Source organism: Mycoplasma miroungirhinis (assembly GCF_013008815.1).
GTDB classification, from domain to species: domain Bacteria; phylum Bacillota_I; class Bacilli_A; order Mycoplasmatales; family Metamycoplasmataceae; genus Metamycoplasma; species Metamycoplasma miroungirhinis.
This window is the reverse complement of sequence record NZ_CP053097.1, coordinates 285366-311771: the sequence shown is the minus strand read 5'-3', so window position 1 is coordinate 311771 and position 26406 is coordinate 285366. Positions and strand designations below refer to the sequence as shown.

Genomic DNA, 26406 nt, shown 5'->3' with positions numbered 1-26406 from the left:
ATAGTTAATTATTTATAAAATTAAAATATATAGAAAGTTGAACAATGAAATTAAAAAATAAATCACTAGCAGCTATTATAGGAATTACAGTTAGCTTAGGTTTAATTGTTGTACCTATCGTTGCAACCACTTCAATCATTTCAAAGAAAAATAACACAACTCAAAACCCAGAAATGGGAATGGATAATATGAATGGAATGTATAATTTTGCCAAAAAAACATTATCATATGTTAAAACAAGATTTGCAGCAAATATTAATAAAGACTGAAATAGTTTAACTAAATTGAATGATGAAGCAAAACAAGCACAACTAACTCAAAAAGTACAACAATTCTCTCAATCTATTTTAGATAGATTAAATAGTAAAATTACAGATATTGAAAATGTACTTGATTCTGTAACTGGAAATGATGAACTTATTCAAATGGTACAATTTTATGCAGATGGTTCAGAAGTATTAAACAAAGTTTTAAAAAATATTTTAGATACATTAATTAAAAAAGTAAATGATGGTACTCAAATTTCAGATCCATTAACATTTGTTAAAGAAGAATTAAACAAAAAAACATTAGAAGATTTAAGATATGGATTATTAACAATTTTAGATGGAAATGCAAAAAATTTAGTAGCAGTAGCAAATCAATCATTTAAATCTTTAAGAGATAATGACGAAACTAAAAACATTCCAGTTGTTGATTCATTAATTACTGATATGACTACTTTTTATGAAAATGAAATTAAAACATTAGCAAATCAAGTAAAAGAAATTAGTTTTGATAATTTAGAATCAGAAGGAATTGAAGCTCAATTAGTTAAATTTAAAGATGTTTTAAAGACATTCAGAGAAGATTCAAGAGTAGAGGCACATAAATTAATTACTAATGAACAAGATTATGAAACAATTAAAAAAGTTTTATACCCTAAATTTGAAATATTATTTAATATCGCACTAGAATCTGAAACAATCTTAAAAGAAAAAGTAAAAGACTTAATTGCAATCATTAATGTTATTATCAAATAAAAATAAATAATTACTACAATATTAGAAATTAATTAAATAATTGATTATTTCTAATATTTTTTTTAAACATAAATAAGGATAAAAAATATGAAAAATCAAAAATGAAATAAAAAAATTATTTTATTATCACTTTTAACTAGTATATTAGCAATTAGTCCCATTGCTTTATATTCTTGTGCCAAACCTAATGTTGATACTCAGACAGAAGATAAAGTAGATAAAAATAAAGACTCCTCTCTCTCTCTCTCTCTCTCCATTAGATAATTATTTAAAAACTAAACAAGTAGCTTTAAATTTAAATAACCAAGAAGCCAAAGATATTTTTGCTTCTACATTAACTTATCAAAATGTTTTTTTAGAAAATAAAACCGATGATAAAATTATTTTTCAACTTGCATCGCTAAAAGCTAACGATGAATTAGGTACTTTTGAAGTTGCATATTATATAAGACAAAAAAATGCTCAAAATATTTGAGAAAATTCACAAACTAAAAAACAAACCTTTTCAGGTTTTAGAACAATAAAACAAGATATCAATTTTGAATTAAACAAACTTAATCTAAATATTAATAATTCCTTAAAACAATTTTTAGCATCTAATGTTATTACTAATACAAGTAATATTCAAGCAACCAATTACAATACTAATAATTATAAAGTTAATTACAAAACTATTAATGTTGATGATGAAAAAGGTATTATAACTATATCTTTAGAACTACAAACTAAATCAAAAAATAAAATTACATCAGATTTAAAAACTTTTACATTTAATGGATTTTTAACAACTGATCAAAATATTTTAAATAATTTAAATTTAGAAATTAAAAAAATAACTAACTTACAATTAAATGAAAATATTAACAAAGAAGAAACTAAAGCATCAAAAATTAAAGATACAGACGTATTTTTTGCAGAAAATGATAATTATAATGCAAAAATTAATTCATTAAATGCAGATGATGAAAATGGTGAATTAGATGTTAATTTTAAACTTGTTTCTAAACAAAAACCAAATATTGAATCTGAAACAAAAAATATTATTATTAATAATTTCTTAACAAATACTGAAAATGAAAAACAATTAACATTAAGATATTTAAATTCACTTGCAAATATTTATCATTTAGATTCAAATATTAATAAACAAACTACTTTAGCTTCTGAAGTAGCTGATGATAAAATTTTACAAACTAGTGATTTTGGAGCTGATGTAAATATTATAGATAAACAAGTTATTAAAAATGATCAAGATGGAACTATTACCATTACATATAAATTACAAAAATTAAACCAAACTTTAAATGAAAATATTACTACTAAACCAAAAACCGAAATCATTTCTGAATTTTTAACTTCTCATCAAAAAGAACTAAATGAAGAAACTCAAAGATTAATTCAAATTGCTGAAAATAAAAATTCATATACAAAAAATGATGGTACTTTCTTATCTAAAACTTATATTGAAGATTTAGAAATTGCTGATTTAAAAACTACCTATGAACCATTTAACTTTAAATTACAAAACATCCATATCGAAGATAATTGAAAAAACATTGAACAAGGAACAATAACTTTTAGTGCTGAAATTGTTTCTTTAAAGCCACAATTAAGTGATTTATTAATAACTAAAATTATTACAATAAGTGGATTACAAAAAAAAGATTCAGTAGCTAATGATTTAAAAGCAGTAAAACAAACAGCTAAACAAGAAAATACTCAAGCATTTAATAATAAACGTCAAGAAATTTTAGATACATTTTCAACAGTAGATAATAATGCTCAAAAACAACAACAATTACAAAGAGCAAAAGACAAAATTCAAACTAAAATTCTTGGTGATATTTATAATTCATTAGATGAAACAATTAATAAAATAGTTGATACACAAACTCAAAAATTTGTCGAAGTTTATGGATACCAACAACAAGAAATACAAAACTATTCATCAGAAATTTTAAAAATATTACAACCTTTTTCAGTTGATTTTGAAAAAATTTTCACCACCGCTTCTCATAAAAATGTTGTTAATCCAGCTACAATAGGATCGGGTAGATTCACTTTTCCAAACCCTGGAGCAGATATTTTAGATGAAAAGAATGAAAATAATTTTGGTAATTTAACAGTAAAAACTTTTAATAAAATAAAAGAAATAAATAATCAATTTAATGATTTAAATAAACAAAAATTTAACCAATTGAAATTAGATAGTGATTTTACAAATGTAAATAATTTAGAAGAAACTATCAATTTAATTTTAGAAAATATAAAAGAAAATAATAATAAAATGTTAGATGATTTACAATTTACTTCACAAGATTGACATTTTATAATGTTTGGTACTACTAAACAAGGTTTTGAATCATCTCATATTGCTAAAGTATTTTCTAGTCCTGAATACAGAAGCAAAATAAAAACTTTAGGAAGAAGATGATTATTATTTGGTGGTTGAGAAATACTTTTTGCAACAGATAGATATAAAAATAAATTATCTCATGATATGGATCAAACACTTGCAAATACAACCTTAAATGATCAACAAAAAACAAAAATTAAAAATTATGCACAAGATATTTTTTCATTGTATTCTCAAATGGTAGATACATCACAAAAAAATATTAAAAATTTATCTCAAACTAAATTACTTTCATATATGGATGAAGCTAAAAAATAAATTTCATTTTCACTTTAATTAACAAACATTCAACTATATTATATATTTTATTAATATTTATTTATATGAGGCAAATTAAGCAATTAATTATGTCTCATTTTTATTTTTAAATATTAATAAGCTATTTTGATAATTTAAAAATTAATATATAATTAAAACATGTCAAATTATAATTCAAATGATTTAAAAGTTCTAAAAGGTTTAGAAGCAGTAAGAAAAAGACCTGGAATGTATATTGGTTCAACTGATATAAATGGTTTACATCACTTAGTGTGAGAAATTTTAGATAATGCTTTTGATGAAGCATTAGCAGGTTTTGCAAAAAATATTAATATAACTTTAGAACAAGATAATTCCATTATTATTGAAGATGATGGACGTGGTATTCCAGTTGATATTCATCCTGAAACGCAAAAAACTGGTGTTGAGTTAGTTTTTACTGAACTTCATGCGGGTGGTAAATTCGATGGAAATGCATATAAAGTATCAGGTGGTTTGCATGGTGTAGGAAGTAGTGTTGTAAATGCATTAAGTACTAGATTAATTGCAACTATTTATAAAAATAATTATGAGTATGTTACTGAATTTTCGCAAGAAAATATTGTAAAGCATACAACTAAAATTCAAAAAACAACAAAACAAGGAACTAAGATACAATTTTGAGCTGATCCTTTAATTTTTAAAAAAATCAAATACTCAAAAGATATAATAATTGAAAAACTACGTGAAACGAGTTTTTTAATTCCAGAAATCAAAATTCATTTTATCGATAAAATCAGTGATTTTGAAAACACTTATCAAACTCAAAATGGAATAAAAGAATATATTAATTTTATTAACGAAGATAAAGACATTATTAGTGATATTATTTCATTTCAAGGTAATTATCAAGATATTGAAATCGATGTTGCTTTTCAATACTCTGATACTTATTCAGAGTTAATTTTATCTTTTGTAAATAATGTTAAAACTCATGATGGTGGTACACATGAAACAGGTTTTAAATCTGCATTAACAAAAATCATCAATGAATATGCAAATGAAAAAGGATTTTTAAAAAATAAATCTTTTGATGGTAGTGATGTAAGAGAAGGTTTAAGTGCAATTATTAGTCTTAAAGTGCCTGAAAAAATTCTTGAATTTGTAGGTCAAACTAAAGATAAATTAGGAACTCCCCAAGCTCGGGAAGCATTAGAAGAATTATTGTCTAATAAATTTAGACATTTTTTAAATGAAAATAAAAATGAAGCACAAAAAATTTTAACTAAAATTAAAAAATCATATGATGCAAGAAATGCAGCTAAAAATGCAAGAAACGAAATAAGAAAAGTCAAAAGTAAATTAGATAATAAAAAATTAATTAGTTCAAAATTAACACCTGCACAAACTAAAATAGTAAAAGAAAGAGAATTATTTTTAGTAGAAGGTGATTCAGCAGGTGGTTCTGCAAAACAAGGAAGAAATTCTAAAACACAAGCTATTTTACCTTTAAAAGGTAAAGTAGTTAATGCTGAAAAAGAAAAATTATTAGACATTTTAAAAAATGAAGAATTAGCGACAATAATTAATATTTTAGGTACTGGATTAGCAGATGATTTTAATATCAAAAATATTCAATATGACAAAATTATTATTATGACGGATGCTGATACTGATGGTGCTCATATTCAAATTCTTTTACTTACATTTTTCTTTAGATATATGAAACCATTAATTGAAAATGGTAATATTTATATTGCTTTACCACCTTTATTTAAAGTTTCAGGAACTAAACAAAAACAAACTAATGTAGTTGAATATGTTTGATTAGAAGAAGATCTAAAACCTACTATAGAACAATTTAGTTCTTATAATATTCAAAGATATAAAGGATTAGGTGAAATGAATGCAGATCAATTATGAGAAACTACAATGAATCCTCAAACTAGAACATTAATTAAAGTAAATATAGATGATGCTATCAAAGCAGAAAAAAGAGTAGCAATTTTTATGGGAAAAAATTCAGAACCAAGAAAACAATGAATTGAAAACAATATTGATTTTAGTATTGAAGATGATTTTCAAATTTAAGGAATAATATGAATAAAAAAAATGAAATTATTGAGAAAATAATAAATCAATCACTTGATACAATTATGTCACAAGGTTTTAGTAGATATTCAAAATATATTATCCAACAAAGAGCAATACCTGATGCTCGAGATGGTTTAAAACCTGTACAAAGAAGAATTTTATTTAGTATGTTTCAAATGAATTTAACTCATGAAAAACCTTTTAAAAAATCTGCTAGAGTAGTTGGTGAAGTAATCGGTAAATATCATCCTCACGGTGATAGTAGTATTTATGAAGCTTTAATTAGAATGTCTCAAGAATGAAAAATGTCACTTCCAGTTGTAGAAATGCACGGAAATAAAGGATCAATTGATGATGATCCAGCAGCTGCAATGCGTTATACTGAAACTAGATTAGAAAAAATATCTACTTTACTTTTAGGTCATATTGATAAAAAAATTGTGTCATTTGTACCTAATTTTGATGATTCAGAATATGAACCAACTGTATTACCCACTTTATTTCCTAATTTACTTGCAAATGGTGCAAAAGGAATTGCTGAAGGTTATGCAACGGATATTGCACCTCATAATTTAAATGAATTACTCGATGCAAGTATAGAAATAATTAAAAATCCCCATATTTCTTCAACAAAATTATTAGAAATTATTAAAGGCCCTGATTTTCCAACAGGAGCTATTATTAGCGATATAGATGGTTTTAAAGAAGCATTTGAAACAGGTAAAGGAAAAATTTCTATTTATTCAAAAATTGATTTTATTAAAAATAAAAATGATCAAATTATAGCACTTGAAGTAAAAGAAATTCCTTATGGTGTAATTAAAATAGAATTAGTAAAACAAATTCAAAATTTAATTATAAATAAAACAATTGATGGAATTAAAGAAGTAAGAGACCAATCCAATCGTCAAGGTGTTAGTATTTATATTGAATTAGAAAATGATACTAATGCTAAAGCTATTTTAGATTTTTTATACCAAAAAACAGATTTAAAAATTTATTATAATTACAATATGGTGGCAATTTCTGATAACGCGCCAAAATTATTAGGAATTAAACAACTTTTAGAAATTTATCTTCAACATTTAAGAAAATGTGAACAATTAAGTTTACAATATGATTTTGAAAAACTATCGAAAAAACTCGAAATTATTTTAGGTTTTATTAAAATATCTGAAATATCTGATCAAGTTATTGAAGTAATTAAAAATTCAGATAATTCTAAAAAAGGTGTAATTGAAAACTTAATAAAAGAATTTAAATTTAGTGAAATTCAAGCAACCGCAATTGCTGAATTACGTTTATATAGATTATCTAAAATGGATCAAAAACAATATTTAGAAGATAAAATTAATTTAGAAGCTGAAATTGCAAGAATTGCCAATTTATTAAACAACGAAGAACAATTTAAAACATATTTAATTAATCTTTTATTAGATATTAAAAAAACTTATGGAATTAAGAGAAGAAGCGAAATTTCAATTAAAAATATTGAAATTAATATAAATGAAAAAGATTTAGTTAAGAGTGAAGATTTTTGATGTTATGTCACAGTAGATGGTTATATTAAAAAAATCTCTCAAAAAATATATTTAGCAAATGAATTAAGTACTTTTGGTATTAAAGAAAACGATATTTTACAATACGTTTCAAACATTAATTCTCATTCTAAATTACTATTTTTTACTTCACAAGGTAATTATTTTATTTTAGATGCATTTTCATTAAAAGATTCAACATGAAAAGATTTAGGAAATCATATTAGTGATTATGTAAAATTATTTGATAATGAAAAAATTATTCAAGTCTTTAACTTAGAAAACTTATCATTAAATATACTATTTTTAATAGTATCTAAATATGGTTTAGCTAAAAAAATTAGATTATTAGATTTTATTCAAACCAGTAATCGCAAATTTAATTGCATGAAAATAAAATTAAATGATGAAATTATTGCTATTAAAATATCTCAACATGATAAAAAAGTTATTTTTGTTTTAAATGATGGTTTATATCATTTCTTTGATGAAACACAAATTCCTATTTATTCTTTAAAAGCAAGTGGAATTACTGCAATTAAATTATTTGAAAATTCAATTAATAAAATTGAATTACTTAATGATGAAGATGAATTAATAATCGCAAATGATCGAGGCCAATTTAAAAAAATAGCAGCAAAAAACATCAAAGAAGTTAAAAGACAAAATGTTGCAAAAGTTTTATATTGACCTTTAAAAAATACTCCATTTTCAGTGTTAGATGTGTATAAATTCCAAAAAAACTTAGAATTTTATTATTTAGATAATGATAATAAAATTAATATTTATAATACAAATAATATTGCAATTTCAAACGTTCAAGAAAATTTTAGTAATCCAAAAATAAACATCAATAAATTAGGTAGATTTATAAATAATAAAAATATATATGAAAATTCTCAAGAATTTTTATATAATAATTTCGATAGTGAGCAATTAACAATACCTGAAGAACCATTACAATATGATGATCAGACAGTTCTTTTTGAAGAAAATGTTACACTAAACAGTGAAGAAACAATTAAAAAAGCAGAATGATTAGATGTAGATGAACTCATAAATTCTGCTCTTAAAAAAGTAAAATAATTTTTCTTACATTATAATTTATAATATTTCAGGAGGTTTTATATGAGAAAAGAAATTAGATTAAGAAACAAAGTTCGTGCTGAAAAAAGAGCAAAAAAATTAGCAAAAGAACAAGCTCGTGATTTAAGAAGAGCACAAAAACAAGCATCTTCAAACTAATATAATTATATTTATTTACTAATTTAATATTAACCTTGAGTTAATATTTTTTTATTTTTATTGTGCAATAAAATAAAAAAATTAATATAAAATTATTATACTATTAAAGGAGTTTTATGAAAAAAGTTATTGATGATTTAATAAATAGAAAAATACTCAAAGACATTTCAAACATTGAAAAATTAAACAAAATTACTACAAATCACGCAATTTATGCTGGTTTTGATCCAACTGCTAAAAGCTTACATTTAGGTAATTTTATTCATATTATTAACTTAATGAGATTTCAAAAACAAGGTTATCGTGCAATTGCATTAGTTGGTGGTATTACTGGAATGATTGGAGATCCTAGTTTTCGAGATAGTGAAAGAAAATTTTTAGATTCAGATACACTTTTAGATAATAAAAATCATATTATTGCACAATTAAAAAGTTTTGGATTAGAAGTTATTGATAATTTAGATTTTTATAAAAATATGCATTTAGCTGATTTTTTAAAATTAGTCGGAACTAAAATCAACATAAACTATATGTTAGCAAAAGATTCAGTTAAGCAACGATTAGCAAATGGTATGACTTTTACTGAATTTTCATATCAATTAATTCAAGGATGAGATTTTAAATATTTATATGAAAATCAAAATGTTTGTGTGCAAATGGGTGGAAGTGACCAGTGAGGAAATATTACTACAGGTTTAGAATTGATTAAAAATTTTCATGGAGAAAATCATTTAGCTGTAGCTATTACTAGTAATCTTTTAACAGATTCTAATGGTAATAAAATTGGAAAAAGTTCTGGTGGTGGTAATCTATGATTAGATAAAAACTTAACTAGTCCTTATAGTATTTATCAATATTTATTAAATCAAAGTGATAGTGATGTAGAAAAATTACTAAATTGATTAACTTTTTTAGAACCTCTTAAAATAAATGATATATATAAAAAACATCTTGAAAATCCTAAATTAAGAGAAGCACAAAAAATATTAGCTTATGAAACAGTTTCTATTATTCATGGTATAGAAGTTGCAAAGCAATGTCAAATTATTTCTGATAAATTATTTAAAAATAATATTTTAGACTTAACTTTAAATGATATAAAAATGCTCGAAGGTTTTTTAAAAACTTATACTTATAATAATCAAAATTTCATTGATTTTATTGTTGAAAATAAAATTTTAAATAGTAAAAGAGAATTCAGAGAATTTTTAAATAATGGTGCTTTAGCATTAGATTCACAAAAAATAACTGATGAAAATTTAACTATTTCATTTAATCATTTTGATAATAAATATGCAATTTTAAGAAAAGGAAAAAAAGAATTTATTATCATAAAAAAATAATAAATAATAATTTTATAACTTTAATTTTATTTCATTTATAAGATAAAATAATTATATATTTATCTCTTTAACCATTTTTTAAAATGGTTTTTTTATTATCTTTTCTAAAAGAAATTGAATAAAAATTGTAGCTAAAAAAATAAAATATTTGATGTTTAAAAACCTAAACTAATAATTAAAAATACTAAAATTTCAAAAATTTTTTTTTCATTAAAAAAGTAAAAAAATGCAGATATTTACTCAAAAAATACTGCTATTTTCACTTTTTTATTAATTTTTTGTAAATTTAATAGTTACAAAATTTGTTGCATTTAAACAAAATCGTTCTTTTTTTTTTTTTTTTTTGAATTATAATTTTATTATATATAATAAAAATTAAAAAATTTATTTAGAAAATATTTTTAAATAATAGTTTGGAGAAATATGAAACCAAATCAAAAAAAACTAAAGAAAATAAGTGGTATATTAGCTACATCAACTGGTGTCTTAGCTGCAACGACCACTGCTTTCATTGTTGAAGAAGTTAGATTAAATAATTTAATTAAAGAACAAGAAAGACTGTGAATTAATTTAGATAATTTTAAAAAAGACGAATTAAAAAATGATCCATTTTTAACTAAAATTGTGCAAAATATTTTAAATGATAATCCAGTTTTAAATCTTTTTAATGATACATTTAAAAAAGTTACAATTAAAATAGAAAATCTTAAATTCGCATTAGAAAAATTTAAAGCAATAATTGATGATAAAAAAAATAAACTATTTGAAAAATACATTTCATTACAAAAAGAAATAAAAGATTACATTGATAAAGACTTAAAATTTGATGAATATAATTTATTAAAAGCTGAACTTCAAAACTCAAGTAATGATGCAAAAAATAGTGTTTATAGTGATAAAAGTGCAACAAATATTATTAATCAAATCAAAATTCTTGAAGACAATTTAGAAAAAATTAAAAAGGCAAAAGCCTTGCAAGATAATGATATTAAAGCAATGGTTTTTGTTGATTTTGAATCTGCTTTAAAGAAATTAAATGACTTTATTAATCAAACATTATCTTCACATGATTTTTATGATAATTTAAAATCAAATGAAGAAATTAACCGTGATGAAATTATTAAAAATATTAACCCTGAAACTTCAAGTGTTGGAGATATTTTAGAAGCAAAAGAAAAATTAATTACCGAATTAGAAATTGCAAAACAAAAAGCACTTGAAATTTCAAAATTAGAACTTGAAAAAATTTATCAAAAAGCTAAAAAATATGCAAATGAAGTGTTAGTAACACCAGATGATATGGTTGTTCAACAAGATTTAATTAAATCTTCAGACGAAAAATATAATCTAGCTAAAAATAGTAACGATTTTGATGTTGTTTATGATAATATAGAAAACATTTCAAATTACATCAAAGCTGCTGAAACTCAAAAATATATCAATGATGCAATAAGAGAAAATGCTTTAGATACTTTTAAAGAAGTTACAGAATTAGCAAATGATTTTATTAAAGATTTTAATGATAATAAATACCCAGATATTAAAAAAGAAATATCAGATGTTTTAGCTAATGAATCAAAAGATATTAATTTAAAAACCTTTAGTAAAATTTATGAATCAGCAAATAATATTCTTGACAAATTAAATCTTAAAAAAGAAGAAGCTCAAAAAGCATATGATAATATTAAAACTATTTTAGAACAACGTGAAAATGAATTAAATGAACCTAAATATCAATCAATTAAACAAGAAATTATTGATTTATTAAATGAACAAAATAAAATAAGAAATAATCCTGAAGCAAAAACAAGAGAAATTTGAAATTCAGTGGAAGTTTTAAAAAACTTTGAATCTCAAATTAATAACAAAAAACAAGCAAAAGATAATGTTAATTTAAAAATTAGTGAAGTTGAAAATTATATTAAAACACATACTCATGAAGAAGACAAAGATACAATTCAAAAATTAAAAGAAGCATTAGATAATGTTAAAACAAACATTCAAAATTCTTCAGATAGTGCTGATGTTCAAAAACAAAATAATGATCTTTCAATTGTTTTTGAACAAACCAAACAAGCAGTAAATGAAACGGCAAAAAATCGTGATAAAACCAATACTGAATATGAAAAAGTAGTAGATAAAGTTAATAAATTATTAGATAAATTAAAAGATCATGACCAACTTTATCCTGATTTAGCTAATAAATTAAAAACTAAAAAAACTGAAACAGATGCAATTTTCGCTAAAAAAGATACTCAATCAACAAATGATCAATTAACTGAAGCTAAAAATGATTTACAAAATATTTTAAATGAAGTTTCAGCTCAAAAAGATCAAATTGATTTAGATAATTTAAAAAAACAATATGAAGATAAATTAAAAGAAGCAACTGATTATGATAATGGATTAGATGAAACTAAATATGCTGAAATAAAAAATAAATTAAAAAATGATCTTGATGCAATTAAAACTGCATATGATCAAAATATTAATGATACATCAAAACCTAATAACCAAAAAGTGGAAGATGTAAAAGAAGCAATTAAAAAAATTATAAATAGTTTAGCTGATGCAAAACACGATAAAGAAGCTCAAGATAAAAATAAAAAATACCAAGAATATTTACGTCTTAAAAATTTAATTAAACATTTTAGTAATAATGATTTACAAGATACAAGTTCTAATTTTATTAAAAAACCTTTAAATGATGAAGTTTCTAAACAATCACAATTAATAGAAAATACTACTCAAACTAATCAGCCTACATTAAAAGATGATGTCACTATTGAACAAATCCAATCATCAATTGATGCTTTGCAAAAAGCATATGATGATGCAAATAAATTAAAAGTAGCAAAAGATAATTTTGATTCACAAGTTGATTTAGCAAAAGCAAAATTAGCAGAAATTAAAACACCACAACTAAATCCAGACGATAAACAACTTTATGATACATTAAAAAATACTCTTGATCAAAGTCAAGACTTCTTTAATAATGAATCAAACAAAACAGAAGATAATTTCAATCAAAAAGCAACTGAATTAGATAATGCAATTAAAGAAGCTGATAAACAGTATAAAATTAATAAACAAAAAAGAGAACAAGCAAAAACTAATTTAGAAAATAAAATTAATCAAATTAAAAAATATGTAAATGATAATTTAAAAACTCAAGATCAAAATAATAGTGTTATTAAACCAGAACATCAAGCAACTGAACAAAAAATTTCTGAAGAATTACAAAAAGCTAAAACCATTAATGATAATGCCTTATCTACAGAAAATGATTTAATTAATGCATTAAATTCTTTAAATGATCAAGAACAAATTATGCATACTTCAGAGACATTTGATCACAAACAAAAAGAAGCTACTGATTTTAGTAATAAATTAATTGATCCTTTAGAAAAAACTATTAAAAATAATTTAGATTTAAATATTGATTCTCAAACCAATAATAAAATAAATGCAGCTAATAATTTAAAAAATCCAAATACATTAGATAATACCATAGCTCAAATAAATAAAGCAAAAGATGATTTAAATAATGCTTTAGAAGAAGCTAAAAAACAACAATTAGCTGTATTTCAAAACACTTATGATAATTTATCAAATAAAGCAGGTCAATTATTAACTGAATTAGATGAATCTAATGTTGAATTAAATAATAAGCATCCAGAATATCCAGAGATTTTAAATTCTTTAAAAACAGTTAAAGACCAAGAAGATCCAAAAGCACTTTCAACAGCTACGCCAACACCAACAATTGAAATTTTAAAACAAGCAATTCCTAAATTACAAAAAGCATATGATGATGCTTATTTAGCAAAATCAAAAGCTGATTTTGATAAAGTTTATCAAGATATTTTAAATAAATTTAAAGATGATGTTGATGTTAATAAATATAGTCAAATTAAAGCAGCTGTAATTAAACATTTACAACCACAAAAAGATATAAGAGATAAAGATTCTGCAACTGCTAATGAAATTAATGAAGCAACTAAATTATTAAAATCATTAATCCCATTCTTTGATTTAACTAAACAAAAATTTGATGATTATATAGAAACTAAAAAACAAGTCCAAACCTACAAAAATAATTTAGAATCATTACATAATCCAAATTATGATGAAATTATAAATACACTACAACAAAAATTAAATGATTATAGTGAAAATACAATTAACGAAGATGAAAAATTATCTCAACAAAAATACCAAGATTATAAACAAAAACTTCAAGAAGCTTTAGATGATGCTAAAATTGCAAAAGCTAAAAAAGATTATGATGTTGAATTAATTAATAAATTAACAGATAAAGATTTTGATTCAAAATACAATAATGCAAAATCAAAATACAATAATGAAGTACAATTAGTTAGCCAAAATCTAATTGAATCTTTAAATAATTCTTCAAATCCAAAACAAAAAGTAAAATCTTATGAAATGGCTTTACAAGATCTTCAAAAAGCAAATGCCAGTGTTGAAAAAAATAAAGCAATTGATGATTATGAACAAATTTTAGATGAAGCTAAAACTTATGCTAATTCTTTAACAAATGATTATCAAAAGAAAGTTTTATATGATTTAAAAAATGTAATTACAAACAATGATAACGATAAAAATCATATTAATAAGGAAGAAAATTATTTAACTGTTTCAAAACAAAGAATTAAAGAAGCAACTAAAAACTTAAAAGATGCTTTAAAACAAGCTCAACAAGAAGAAAAATTAATTAAAGCTCAAAAAGATAATTTTGATCAAAAAGTTTCAGAACTTCAAGACGCAAAACAAAAATATCCAAATTCAGCTACTCAACTTGAACAGATACATCAAGAAAAAGTAAATGAACTAAATGAAAAAATTAACAATATTCCTCCAACGATCGATGCAAATTCATATAAAGATGCAGCAGATGCTCTTGAGCAAGCAATTAAAAAAGCCGCATATGATAAATATCAAGATTTATTAAATAATCAAGTAAAACCTTATATAAATAATGATTTATCATCAGATAAATATAATGATATAAAAACTAAATTACAAGATGCAATTGATTCTCATATTACTAATCAATCATCAAAAGATGAGTTAGATAATGCATATGATAATTTAGAGCAAGCATTTAAAAAGTCACAAGCTAAAAAAGACTTTGATGATACATATCAAGACATTATAAATGTAATTTCAAATGATCAAGCTAGCGATGATTCATTACTTCCTAAAAATGAAGTAGTTAAAAATGCAATTATTACTAAATTAACAGATCAAAAAGCAATAAGAGATAATGAAACTTCAACTACAAATGACATTATTGAAGCTAAAAACAAATTACAAGAAAATAATAATAAATTAAAAACTGATTTAGAAGATGTTGTTTTACATTTTAATCAATATAAAGACAAATTTAAAGAAGTATTAGAATATAAAAACAATTTAGCAGTGGATCAAACTGAAGCTAAAAAAATATTAACTGATGCTTTAGAAAAATACAAACAAGCTAACATCACAAGTGATGATATTTTAACTAATCAAAAATATGATGAATTTAAAAATAAACTATCTGAGGCTTTAGATCAAGCTAAAAGTATTGAAGAATCTAAAAATAATTATACAAATGAAAAAAATAATCCAACTCCGGATTCAGATTTTGCAAATTATCCTGAATCATTGAAAAAATATAAAGATAAAGGTTCTGAAATTACCGGTACAAATGGATTATTAAAACATGCATTAGATGCAGCTACAACACCTGAAGATATGAAAAATGCTTATGTAGATGCAACAAATGCTCTTAAAAAAGCCAAAGAAGATATTGAATTAAATAAAGCAAAAGAAGATTATGATAAAAAAGTTAAAGAATTAGAAACTTTAAAAAATTCTTTAAGTAAAAATAATCCTCAAGAAAAAACCATTATTGATGAATTACAAAAAGCAAAAGATGATTCACATAATGTTTTAAGTCCAAAAGAAAATGATCATTCTGTAACTAAAGAAAATTACAATGATGAAACTAATAAACTTAATAAAGCAATTGAAAAAGCAAAATTAGATAAATCTAAAAAAGATTATGAATTAGCAAAAAACAGTGCTAACAATACTTCAACAAGTGATTTAAATGGTAATTTTCCTCAAACTAAACAAGATTATGATTCCAAATTACAAGATATTCAAAGTGATTTAAATAAAAAACTAACTGAAGCTGGAGATGATGTTAATAAACAAAAACAAGCATATGATGAAGCTAAAGATGCAATTGATAATTTAAATAATAATTTAGACACTAATAAAACTAATGAAACCAATCAAAAACAACAAGAATATGAAAATTCATTAAATAAATTAAATGATGCACTTAAAGAAGCTGAAAAAATTCAAGATGATACTTTAAAAAATAAAATTAAAACTAAACTTCAAGAAGCAAAAGATAAAGCTCAAAAATTATTAACAGAACCTAAAACTCCTAATAAATATGATGAAGCTAAAAAAGTTTTAGAAGATGCAATTAATTCAGCTAAAACTGATGAATTTGACCATTTAAAACAACAAGCTGATAGTTTTGTAACTAATGATTTAAATGATCAAAAATATAATGACATTAAACAAACATTAAATAATGTTAAAGATACAGAAAATAACAATGTTCATTTAAATAATGCAACTGCAACAACTCAAAATATTCAAGAATCAATTAATAAATTAAAAGAAGCTTTAGATAATGCTAAAAATCAAAAAGCTAAAAAAGATTTTGATGATAAATATGATTCATTAAAAAATTCAACATCAAATGATAAAATTAAAAAAGCTATTGAAAAAGAATTAAAACCATATAAAGATATTAGAGATAATCCATCTTCAACTACCGATGCTATTAATGAAGCAACAAATAATTTATCAAATTCTAATTTAAATAATAAAATTAATCAAACAAATGAAAAACAAAAAGAATATGATAATGAACTTGCCAATGCTCTTGATAATGAACAAAAACTAAATCAAAAATTTGGAAGTGATGAATCTGCTAAAAATCAATATACACAAAAACTTCAAGAAGCAAAAGATGAACTTCAAAAAGTTTTAGATAATGAAAACTCTTCATTAGATGATATAAAACATGCTTATGAAGATGCTAAAGATAAAATTAAAGAATTAAATTCTGGTGCTGATAGTGTTCATAACGATGCTGTTACAAAATATAAAGAAGCTTTAAAAACAGCTAAAGATAAAAAAGATTCAATTACAAAACAAGAAGAAAGTAAAATTAAAAAAGATTTAGAAAATAAAATTTCTACAAACACAATTCAAGAAAATAATATTGATTCAACACCAACAAATGATTTAAAACAAAAAACAAGAGAATTACAAAATGCAACAGAACAAGCAACTCAAAAACAACAAGAAATTCAAAGCGCAAAACAAGGATATGATAATAAAGTTACGGAAGTAACAGATGCTAAAACAAAATATCCCGCTTATACTGCTGATTTACAAAATGCTATAGATAGTGCAAAATCAATAATTGATGGTAAACAAACTAATAAAACTATTGAATCTTCTGATTTTGATACTCAAAAAGACAACTTACAAAAAGCCTTAGATAAAGTAAAAGCTAAAAAAGCTTTTGATGATGCATATGAAACATTAAAAAATAATGGTTCAACAGAACAAATTAAAAAAGCAATTGAAAAAGAAGCAAAACAATATAAAGATATTAAAGACAATTCAAATTCAACTACAGATGCTATTAAAAAAGCAACTAGCGATTTAAATGGTTCAAATATTAGCAACAAAGTTACTCAAACTAATGCTAAAAAAGATGAATATGATAAAGAATTACAAAAAGTTCTTGATGATACTAAATTAGCTCAAAAATTTGGTAATGATGTTGCTGCTAAAAATAAATATAAAGAAGAAATTAAGAAAGCAAAAGATGCACTTGAAGCAGTTTTAAATTCTGAAAATCCATCATTAGATAATTTAAAAGATGCTTATCAAAAAGCAAAAGATAAAATTAAGGAGTTAAATGCAAATGTTGAAAATACTCATAATCAGGCCGTTGATGAGTATAAAAAAGCTTTAGAAGCTGCTAAAACTAAAAAAGAATCATTAAATGATGCTGAAGAAAGTAAAATTAAAAAAGATTTAGAAAATAAAATTTCTACAAACACAATTCAAGAAAATAATATTGATTCAACACCAACTAGTGAATTAAAACAAAAAACTGAAGCATTAAAAACCGCTAAAACTAACGCAGATCAAAAACAACAAGAAATTCAAAACGCAAAACAAGGATATGATGCAAAAGTTAATGAACTAAAAACTGCTAAAACAACATATTCTACATACTCAGAAGAATTAGATAAAGCATTAACTGATGCAAGTTCAGCAATTACTAATAAACAAACTAATAAAACTATTGAATCTTCTGATTTCAATACTCAAAAAGACAACTTACAAAAAGCCTTAGATAAAGTTAAAGCTAAAGACCATTTTGATAAAGAATATAATAGTATTTTAAGTTCTGTAGGTGATAATTCCAATCATTCAAATATTAAAAATGCAGTTATTAATAAGTTAGCAGATCAAAAGAAAATTAAAGATGATGCTAATTCAACAACTCAACAAATTAATGATGCAACAACTAATTTACATAAAGATACAACTATTCAAACTATAAATGCAGCTAAAGAAGCTTTAAATAATTTAATTACAAAAGAAAATGAACTTACAAATTTAAAAACAACAACATATAATTCTGATGATGAAATTAAAAACTATATTGATACTGTAACTAATAATCCAAATAATTTACATACTTCAGTTGCTCAAGACCATGCACTTGAAATAAATTCATATACTTCTAAGAAACCTACAATTCAAAATACAATTAATAAAGCAAAAGAAATTAAAGACCAAAAAAATATTTATTCAAATTCTTTAAATTCGTTAAATGATAAGGTAAGTAAAATTACTGGTGAAAATGCTGCAAAAGCAAAACAATTATTACAAAATCAAATCAATTGAATAACAAATAAAATACGAACTGATATAACTAATGCTCACAACGATCCAGATAAACTAAAGAAAGTATATACTGATGCAAATGCAAGTACACAAACATTATTAAATAATGTTGATAAGTATAAAGCTATAGCTGATTATGAAGCTAAATTAGCAGAAGTTACTACTTATAAAAATGGTTTAAATAATAAGCAAGAATATAATAAGATAAAAAATGATTTAACAAAAGCAATTAGTCAATCAGAATCAACTTCAAATAAAAATAATGAATATCGTAACAAAAATGCCAATGATATTAAACAAGCAATAAAAATATTAGATGATGCTAAAAAAGCAGCAGAAGCTGAAAAAACAAAAATCGATGCAGCAAAACAAGGATATGATGCAAAAGTTAATGAATATAATCAATATAAAAATAAACAAGAAAATAATGAATGAAAAAATTCATTAGCAACTGAACAGACTCATCAAGAAAATGCATTAAATACTAAGATTCATAATAATACAATTGTTTCAGGTGATTATACTTTAGCAAAAGAAGCTTTAGATAATAAAATAAAAGAAGTAGCGGGATTAAAATATAAAAAATTAAGTGAAGACGTTAAAACATACATAACTTCTACATTATCAACTTCTGATAATTATTATAAAGATTTAAAAAATGCTTTAGAATCTACAAAAACTACTGAAGATAATAAATCATTAATTCCTACTCATCAACCAACTAGAGAGCAAGCCGAAGCTTCATATACTACATTAAATAGTAAATATACTGAAATTAAAGATAAATACGCTCAAAGAACAACTTTAATTAATAGTTTCAATAATGCAAAAAATAATGCAAATGCAGCTAAAACTCAAATAAAAACAGATTATGCTGATATTAATATAGATTCTTGAATTGAAGAGGAAATGAAGAAAATTAATAATAAATTTACAAGTGATGTAAATAACAGCTTAATTGATAATTCATTTACTAACGCAATTACTTCATATCAACAATTAATTCCTAATGCTTATAAAGAAATTGTTAAAAACATTCAACAAAAAATTCAAACAGCATTAAGTGAATCACAGGAAAATAGAATTCAAGAAAGTCGAAATGAATATACTGAATTAGAAAAATTAAAATCACAACTTGATTCAATGAATTATTCAAATGATTCATATAAGGAATTAATAAAAAATATTAATAATAAAGTAAATAATCATATTTCAACCATTAATTCTAATAAAGAAAAATATAGAACAGAACATGAAGCTGCTTTAGCAAAAATAACAGAACATGAAAATTCTGTAAAACAATTAGAATCTGAATTAACTAATTGAACTCCAGTTGACACAAATTGAGGTAAAAGTATTGGTGAAACAGCTAATAATGCACTAATAAGAAATGATAAAACATTACGTGATGAAGCTATAAATAATATTAAAAAACAAATTGATGAACTTAAGAAACAAGCAGAACAAAAATCAATTGCTTCTAATACAACAGTAAAAAACTCAACTTTAAATCCATTAACTCAAGAAAAACTAACAAAATATACTGATTCTTTAAAAGCAATAACAGAAACTTTTATATCAAATGCAGATATACAAAATCCTGAAAATGGATTTAATGGTGGAAGAGGTCCATGAGATAAACAAACATTGGTTGGTTATACCTTAAATTCTCAGTTGTTAAATCTATATAATAATTTAAAAAATCAATTTATTGAAAGTTATAATGATAAAAATACTAAAAAAACTGACTTAACAATTAAAGATTATAAAAATTATAGAGATAAAGTTTATAACTATATTAAACTATATGAAGATGAAATGTATAAACTAAAAAAATTATTAAAAACATACATTGATTACAATGAAAAAGATGAAGATGGAAAATATCTTCAAGCATTTAGAAAAGCATATGGTTATTTACCATTAATAGCAGGATATAAACCTTGACATGACAAATTAAATGATTATTATAAATTACTAAAATATTCAACATTTATGTTTAAAGAATTTGATTCATTTAAAGTAAATGATAATAATCAAACTCAAAACTTACATTTTAAAGATGTTTATGAAACTATTTACCAATTACAATCTTATTCTACAGAAGCAAATAAAAATGAAACAGATGAATCTAAGGGATTATATCAATTTATAAATAAAATGAAAAGCGAAATGGGAGATTTAAAAGCAAAAAGTGCAAACTTTAATAATCCTCAAATAAAATATCGTGAAAATTATTATTGACAAAAACAAAATAACCATGATCAAGACAAAGTAACTTCAATATCTTTTAAAAATAAAAATTATAGTTTTTATGACTATATAGAGTTTATGATTAAATCACTTAAAGCAAAAAGAGCGTCTTCAAATCACCCAATATTCATTTTGAAACAGGATAGTTATTATAAAGAAGTGGATCATCTTTCAAGCTCACGACAAGAATTCAATAATACAAGCACCCCTAATGATGAATATAAAAAACATCAAACAAAAATCGAAGAATGAATTGCAGATTATTTTAAAGAAATTGATTCTAATTTTGATGATAATGCTCAAAAACATATTTATAAACAATTATTATTATGAGATGGAAAAGACAATACAGCAGAAAATATAAAAGTAAATGAGACATTAAATTATTATAGTAATGAAAATAACTCAGGATTAACAAAATAATGTTATTAATAAATACCAAACATAATTTTTATGTTTGGTTTTTATTATTTAATTTACGTTTTTATATAATATATTAATAATATAATTTATTAAAATAAATTAATAAATAATAATGTATAGTGATTTTATGAAGAAATATAGAAAAACAATATTTTAAATGTTTAAATTTTAAGAGAAATATTATCAGAAGTTTATATTAAATCAAAAAAATCTAAAAAATGAAAAACTTAAAAATAATAATTATTGAAAATTTTTTAAGCAAAAATTAGAAGAAAATAAAGATAAAATTGGTAACGATAATCTAAAAATAATTTATTATTTTCAACTATTTGAACCAAAAATATTGTTAATGTTATAGATTCAAAATATAAAAAATTAAATCAGTTCAAATAATAAAAATATAAAAAATAAAGAATGTTTAAAATAGCAATGTGATTTACTTCTAGTAAAGAAAATAGTTCTAATTTTTAATTATTTGGTGGTGGAACTAATTATCAATATAAGGTAAATTATCGTGATACTTATAAATAAGCTAAAAAACAATATAAATAATTTGTTTCCACTTAAATTAACTTTATCTAGTGTAAAAATTTGAGAACAACAATCATCATCAAATAAAAAGTTATTTAATAATCCTGAAACACTTGAAAAATATAAACTAATTTAAGCTAATATTAAATCTGTTGATAAAATAGATAAACCACAAATAACTACTATAAAAAAAGTAACTGTTAATTTCAAAAAATTAAAACTTTATATCAAAAAGAGTTTAAATGAAAATTTAAGAATAGAACTGATTTTAAAAAATTATTTGAAGTAATGTTTATTAATGTAGTGTATAAATCAGAAATGTTATTTTTATCTTATTTATATTTAGATAAATATAAATTCCAATTTTTGATATAATAATTATGCTATGAATAGAAATATTTTCAATCATATATATATATATATATATATATATTAAACGAAAAAATAATAAATATATTTTGTATCCTTAATAAAGTTAAGGATTTTTTGTTTTAATTTTCATAGCAGATAAAAGAAGAGAAATTATAAAAAATAATTATAAAAAGTGTATTTATTAAATTACACAAACATCTAGTTTTGTAATTCCAAATTTTCAAAAACAATATTTATGCATGCAATTAGTGAAAATATTATTTAGAGATATTTGGAAATTTTGATTAATTAAATTAATAATAGTTAATTTTTATACACAAAGTGTTTAAAAATAAATTTGAGGGGAAAAATGATTAAAAATAAATTAATTTACTACTTGATTAATGATTCAGATTTAGAAAATTTAGTATTAAATTCATCACAAACAAATAATGATCAAAAAACACAAACAAATAATAAAGGTGATTTTAATCACATTAATAATGATAATGTTTTGATTATTGATACAAATAATATTGAAAAATTAATTAGCAAAGGGTATATATCAGTTGACAAATTAACTAATGCTATAAATAAATACACTATTTATAAACAAATTGATAATTATGTTGAATTACAATGGATGCTTAAAGATAGTTTATCTATTAATTCTGAAAATTTAGATATTAAAATAGTGAATTTATCTATGCCTAATGTAACTTTAATTACTAAAAATGCATTTAAAAATTGTTATTCATTACAAGAAATTAAATTACCTAATGTAACTGAGATTAAATCAAATGCTTTTGAAAATTGTAAGTCTTTAATAAATATTGAAATTCCTAATGTTACTAAACTAGATTGATATGTTTTTAAAAATTGTGAATCTTTAAAAACTATTAAAATACCAAATGCAACCCAAATAGGTTGAAATGCTTTTGAAAATTGTTATTCATTAGTAACTATTAAGTTACCTAATTTAACTGAGTTAAGTCCACTTACTTTTGAAAATTGTAAATCATTAAAAAATATTAAAATCCCTAATGTAAACGAAGTAGGTTGATATGCTTTTCATAATTGTGAATCATTAAAAACTATCAAAATACCCAGTGCAATCAAAATAGGTTGAAATGCTTTTGAAAATTGTTATTCATTAAAAACTATTAAAATGCCTAATGTAACTAAAATACAATCTTATGCTTTTTATAATTGTAATTTATTAACAAATATAAAGATGTCTAGAGTTAATAAAATAGGTATAAGTGCATTTAAAAATTGTCACTCATTAGAAAAAATTAAATTACCTAATGTAACTGAAATAGGTTTATCTGCTTTTGAAAATTGTAACAAATTAGAAACTATTAAAATACCTAATGTAACTAACATAGCTCAAAGTACTTTTGAAAATTGTTATTTATTAACTAATATGAAAATACCCAATGTTATTGAAATAGATTCAAATGCTTTTAAAAATTGTATTTTCTTAACAAATATTAAAATACCAAATGTAACTGAAATAGGTTTATCTGCTTTTGAAAATTGTCAATCATTAAAAACTATTAAAATGCCTAATGTATTTGAAATTGAATCAGGTGCTTTTGAGCATTGTATTAATTTAACAAATCTTGAAATGCAAAATTTACTTTACATTAATAATAATGTTTTTCCATATAGTAAAATTGAATATAAAAACTCAAAATTACCTGAGTGATTAACTGAAGAATTATTTACTGAAATAATTAAGGGAATAGCTATTTCCAAACCAAAAAATTAAATGAAAATGCAGTCTTGTGCTGCATTTATTAATTCAAGTAATAAAATCATTAAGATCTTATAGATTTTTCTTTGATTTATTCAAAATGTGATTTTGTTTAATATACTTTATAAATTTCCATTAATTATCAAAATAATGAATTATTTAAAAAAATATACATAATTAATTTGTAATATAATAAGTATGCTATGAATAAATATATGTTCTATCATATATATATATAAAAAAACTTATATAACAGTAAACAAAAAATAATAATATATTTGTAACCTTAATAAAATTAAGGTTTTTTTGTTTTATTTTTTCATAGTATATCTAAAGGAATAAAATGAAAGAAAGTAATTTAAAAATTGAACAAAAAACAACAGCTAGTTTATTACAAAATGCACAAAATAAAGGTGAACAACAAACATTAACATTCTAAAGTGTTAATTTTTGTTGTTCACCTTTATTTTTATCAATTCTATTACTTAATTTAAGTAATTTACTTATGTTTAATATTTTCTAAATATGTATTAGGTGTAAGTTTTTTTAAAAATTCAATAATTAAATTTCCGCTTGACATCATGTCATGAATTGATGAAACACCAATTGGTGAGTGTAAATATCTTTGAGGAATACTAATAGTTAAAGTTGATACTCCACCTTTACCATATTGTAATTCTCCTGCATCAGTTCCACCACCAACAGCTACATATTTATAAAAGTTTATGTTGTTTTTTAATCCAATATTTACAATAAAATTAATTAATTTAGGGTCCATTAAAGTATCTCTATCAAATACTCTTAAAGCAGCTCCTGCTTGTAGTTTTGTGTTACCTTCAACAATTGAATATGTATCATGACTTGTGGTTGTATCTAGAGCAATTGCAATATCTGGTTCAATTAAAGTAACAGAAGTTTTAGCACCTCTTGTTCCTACTTCTTCTTGGACAGTACCAACTAAATAAACATCACAAGCTAATTCTAAATCTTTAATTTCATTTGCAATGTATTCAAGTGTCATAACACCAGCTCGATTATCCATTGCTTTTCCACCGATTAAATCTTCGTCATTAAAGATAATAGTTTCACCAGACATATAAACTCTATCTCCAACTTCAACACCATTATCTACTGCATCTTGGTAATTTTTAAAACCAAAATCAGCAAATAATTCATTATTTTTTAAAGCATTATTTACTTGATTTGGTGTCATAACATGAATTGAAGTATGTCCAAATACACCTATAAATCTTTTGTTATCTTTGTTTGTTACTAAAGTTGCTTTTGTAGCTACTGCAACACTTGCTCATATTCCACCTATTGGCATTAATAACAATTGTCCAGTTTTATCTATCATTCTTACAATATAACCAACTTCATCCATATGTGCTGAAATCATTACTTTGGGAGCATTATTTATTTTTGATTTTTTAAAAATAATTAATGAACCAAAATTATCATAAGAATATTGAAAATTAGGTGATTTAGTAGAGTTTTTTAGTTCGTTAGCAACGGGTTCTTCATAGCGACTCATTGCTTCAAGTTCCATATATTTAATTAATTTTTCTTTAAATTGTTTTTTATTCATAACTATAATTCATATTTTTCAGGGTGTTGTTTTTTCATTAATTCAATAAAATCATCTTTATCCATTGAACCATATTTATTCATTAACTCAACACATTCTAAATATTCTTTTTCTGCTCAAATTTCGTCTTCAAAACCTTTTACAGATGTTATGTTTTTACCTTTGAAATTTTTATATGTTGTAAAGAAATTTTTAACACTTTGTAATCACATTTGATCTAAATCTGCTAATTTTTTGATGTAATCTAAACGATAGTCATCAGCATGAACAGCTATTAATTTTGTATCTGTTTCTCCACTATCTATCATTTTCATAGCACCTATTACTCTAGCTTTTAAACTTACACCTGGCATGAATGTTTCTTGAGAATAAACTAAAACATCTAATTCATCACCATCTCAGTCTAAAGCTTCAGTTATATACCCATAATTTGTTGGATAAATAAAATCTCCTCTTAATATTCTATCAACTGATATTTTTTGTGTTTTACGATCATATTCGTATTTTATTTTACTTCCTTTAGGAATTTCTATATTAACTATTATATTTTTCATACTTTATATTTTACTATTAAAATATAAG

Annotated in this window: 10 protein-coding genes and 1 pseudogene; 9 read left to right on the top strand and 2 right to left on the bottom strand. The window is 22.6% G+C overall.

The window, feature by feature from the left end; genetic code table 4:
* Window positions 1-44 precede the first annotated feature (44 nt).
* From HLA92_RS01510 to HLA92_RS01460, 9 genes and pseudogenes are all read left to right on the top strand, one after another.
* Window positions 45-1022, top strand: a complete 978-nt coding sequence (locus tag HLA92_RS01510; RefSeq protein ID WP_171112840.1) for a hypothetical protein — start codon at window positions 45-47, stop codon at window positions 1020-1022.
* 87 nt (window positions 1023-1109) lie between these two features.
* On the top strand, window positions 1110-1286 hold the full coding sequence (locus HLA92_RS01505; protein WP_171112838.1) for a hypothetical protein: 177 nt from the start codon (window positions 1110-1112) through the stop codon (window positions 1284-1286).
* Window positions 1240-2316: pseudogene (locus HLA92_RS03380) on the top strand (lipoprotein 17-related variable surface protein); the annotation flags it as partial. The gene HLA92_RS01505 and the pseudogene HLA92_RS03380, both read left to right, overlap by 47 nt.
* A 903-nt stretch (window positions 2317-3219) precedes the next feature.
* Window positions 3220-3696 carry a hypothetical protein gene (locus tag HLA92_RS01485; protein WP_171112834.1) on the top strand — a complete coding sequence of 159 codons (477 nt, stop codon included), beginning with the start codon at window positions 3220-3222 and terminating at the stop codon, window positions 3694-3696.
* Window positions 3697-3855: 159 nt separating this feature from the next.
* The gene (parE, locus tag HLA92_RS01480) at window positions 3856-5766 is read left to right on the top strand and encodes a DNA topoisomerase IV subunit B (protein ID WP_171112832.1); all 1911 of its coding nucleotides are present in this window, start codon (window positions 3856-3858) and stop codon (window positions 5764-5766) included.
* Window positions 5767-5774: 8 nt separating this feature from the next.
* Entirely contained in the window at window positions 5775-8393 is a 2619-nt protein-coding gene (locus tag HLA92_RS01475) for a DNA topoisomerase (ATP-hydrolyzing) (RefSeq protein ID WP_171112829.1), read from the top strand.
* Between the two features lie 275 nt (window positions 8394-8668).
* Window positions 8669-9895, top strand: coding sequence for a tyrosine--tRNA ligase (tyrS, locus tag HLA92_RS01470; RefSeq protein ID WP_171112827.1), 1227 nt, complete (start codon window positions 8669-8671; stop codon window positions 9893-9895).
* A gap of 423 nt (window positions 9896-10318) precedes the next feature.
* A complete protein-coding gene (locus tag HLA92_RS01465; RefSeq protein ID WP_171112825.1) occupies window positions 10319-21595 on the top strand; it encodes a hypothetical protein in 11277 nt (3758 codons plus the stop codon).
* A gap of 1252 nt (window positions 21596-22847) precedes the next feature.
* Window positions 22848-24251 (top strand): leucine-rich repeat domain-containing protein, encoded by a 1404-nt coding sequence (locus tag HLA92_RS01460; protein ID WP_171112823.1) that lies wholly within the window; start codon window positions 22848-22850, stop codon window positions 24249-24251.
* Between the two features lie 484 nt (window positions 24252-24735).
* Here the strand turns inward: HLA92_RS01460 and HLA92_RS01455 are convergent, their stop codons facing one another.
* Together HLA92_RS01455 and HLA92_RS01450 are read right to left on the bottom strand one after the other, a co-directional pair.
* The gene (locus HLA92_RS01455; protein ID WP_171112820.1) at window positions 24736-25824 is read right to left on the bottom strand and encodes a zinc-binding metallopeptidase family protein; all 1089 of its coding nucleotides are present in this window, start codon (window positions 25822-25824) and stop codon (window positions 24736-24738) included.
* Between the two features lie 2 nt (window positions 25825-25826).
* Window positions 25827-26378 (bottom strand): inorganic diphosphatase, encoded by a 552-nt coding sequence (locus HLA92_RS01450; protein ID WP_171112818.1) that lies wholly within the window; start codon window positions 26376-26378, stop codon window positions 25827-25829.
* Window positions 26379-26406 lie beyond the last annotated feature (28 nt).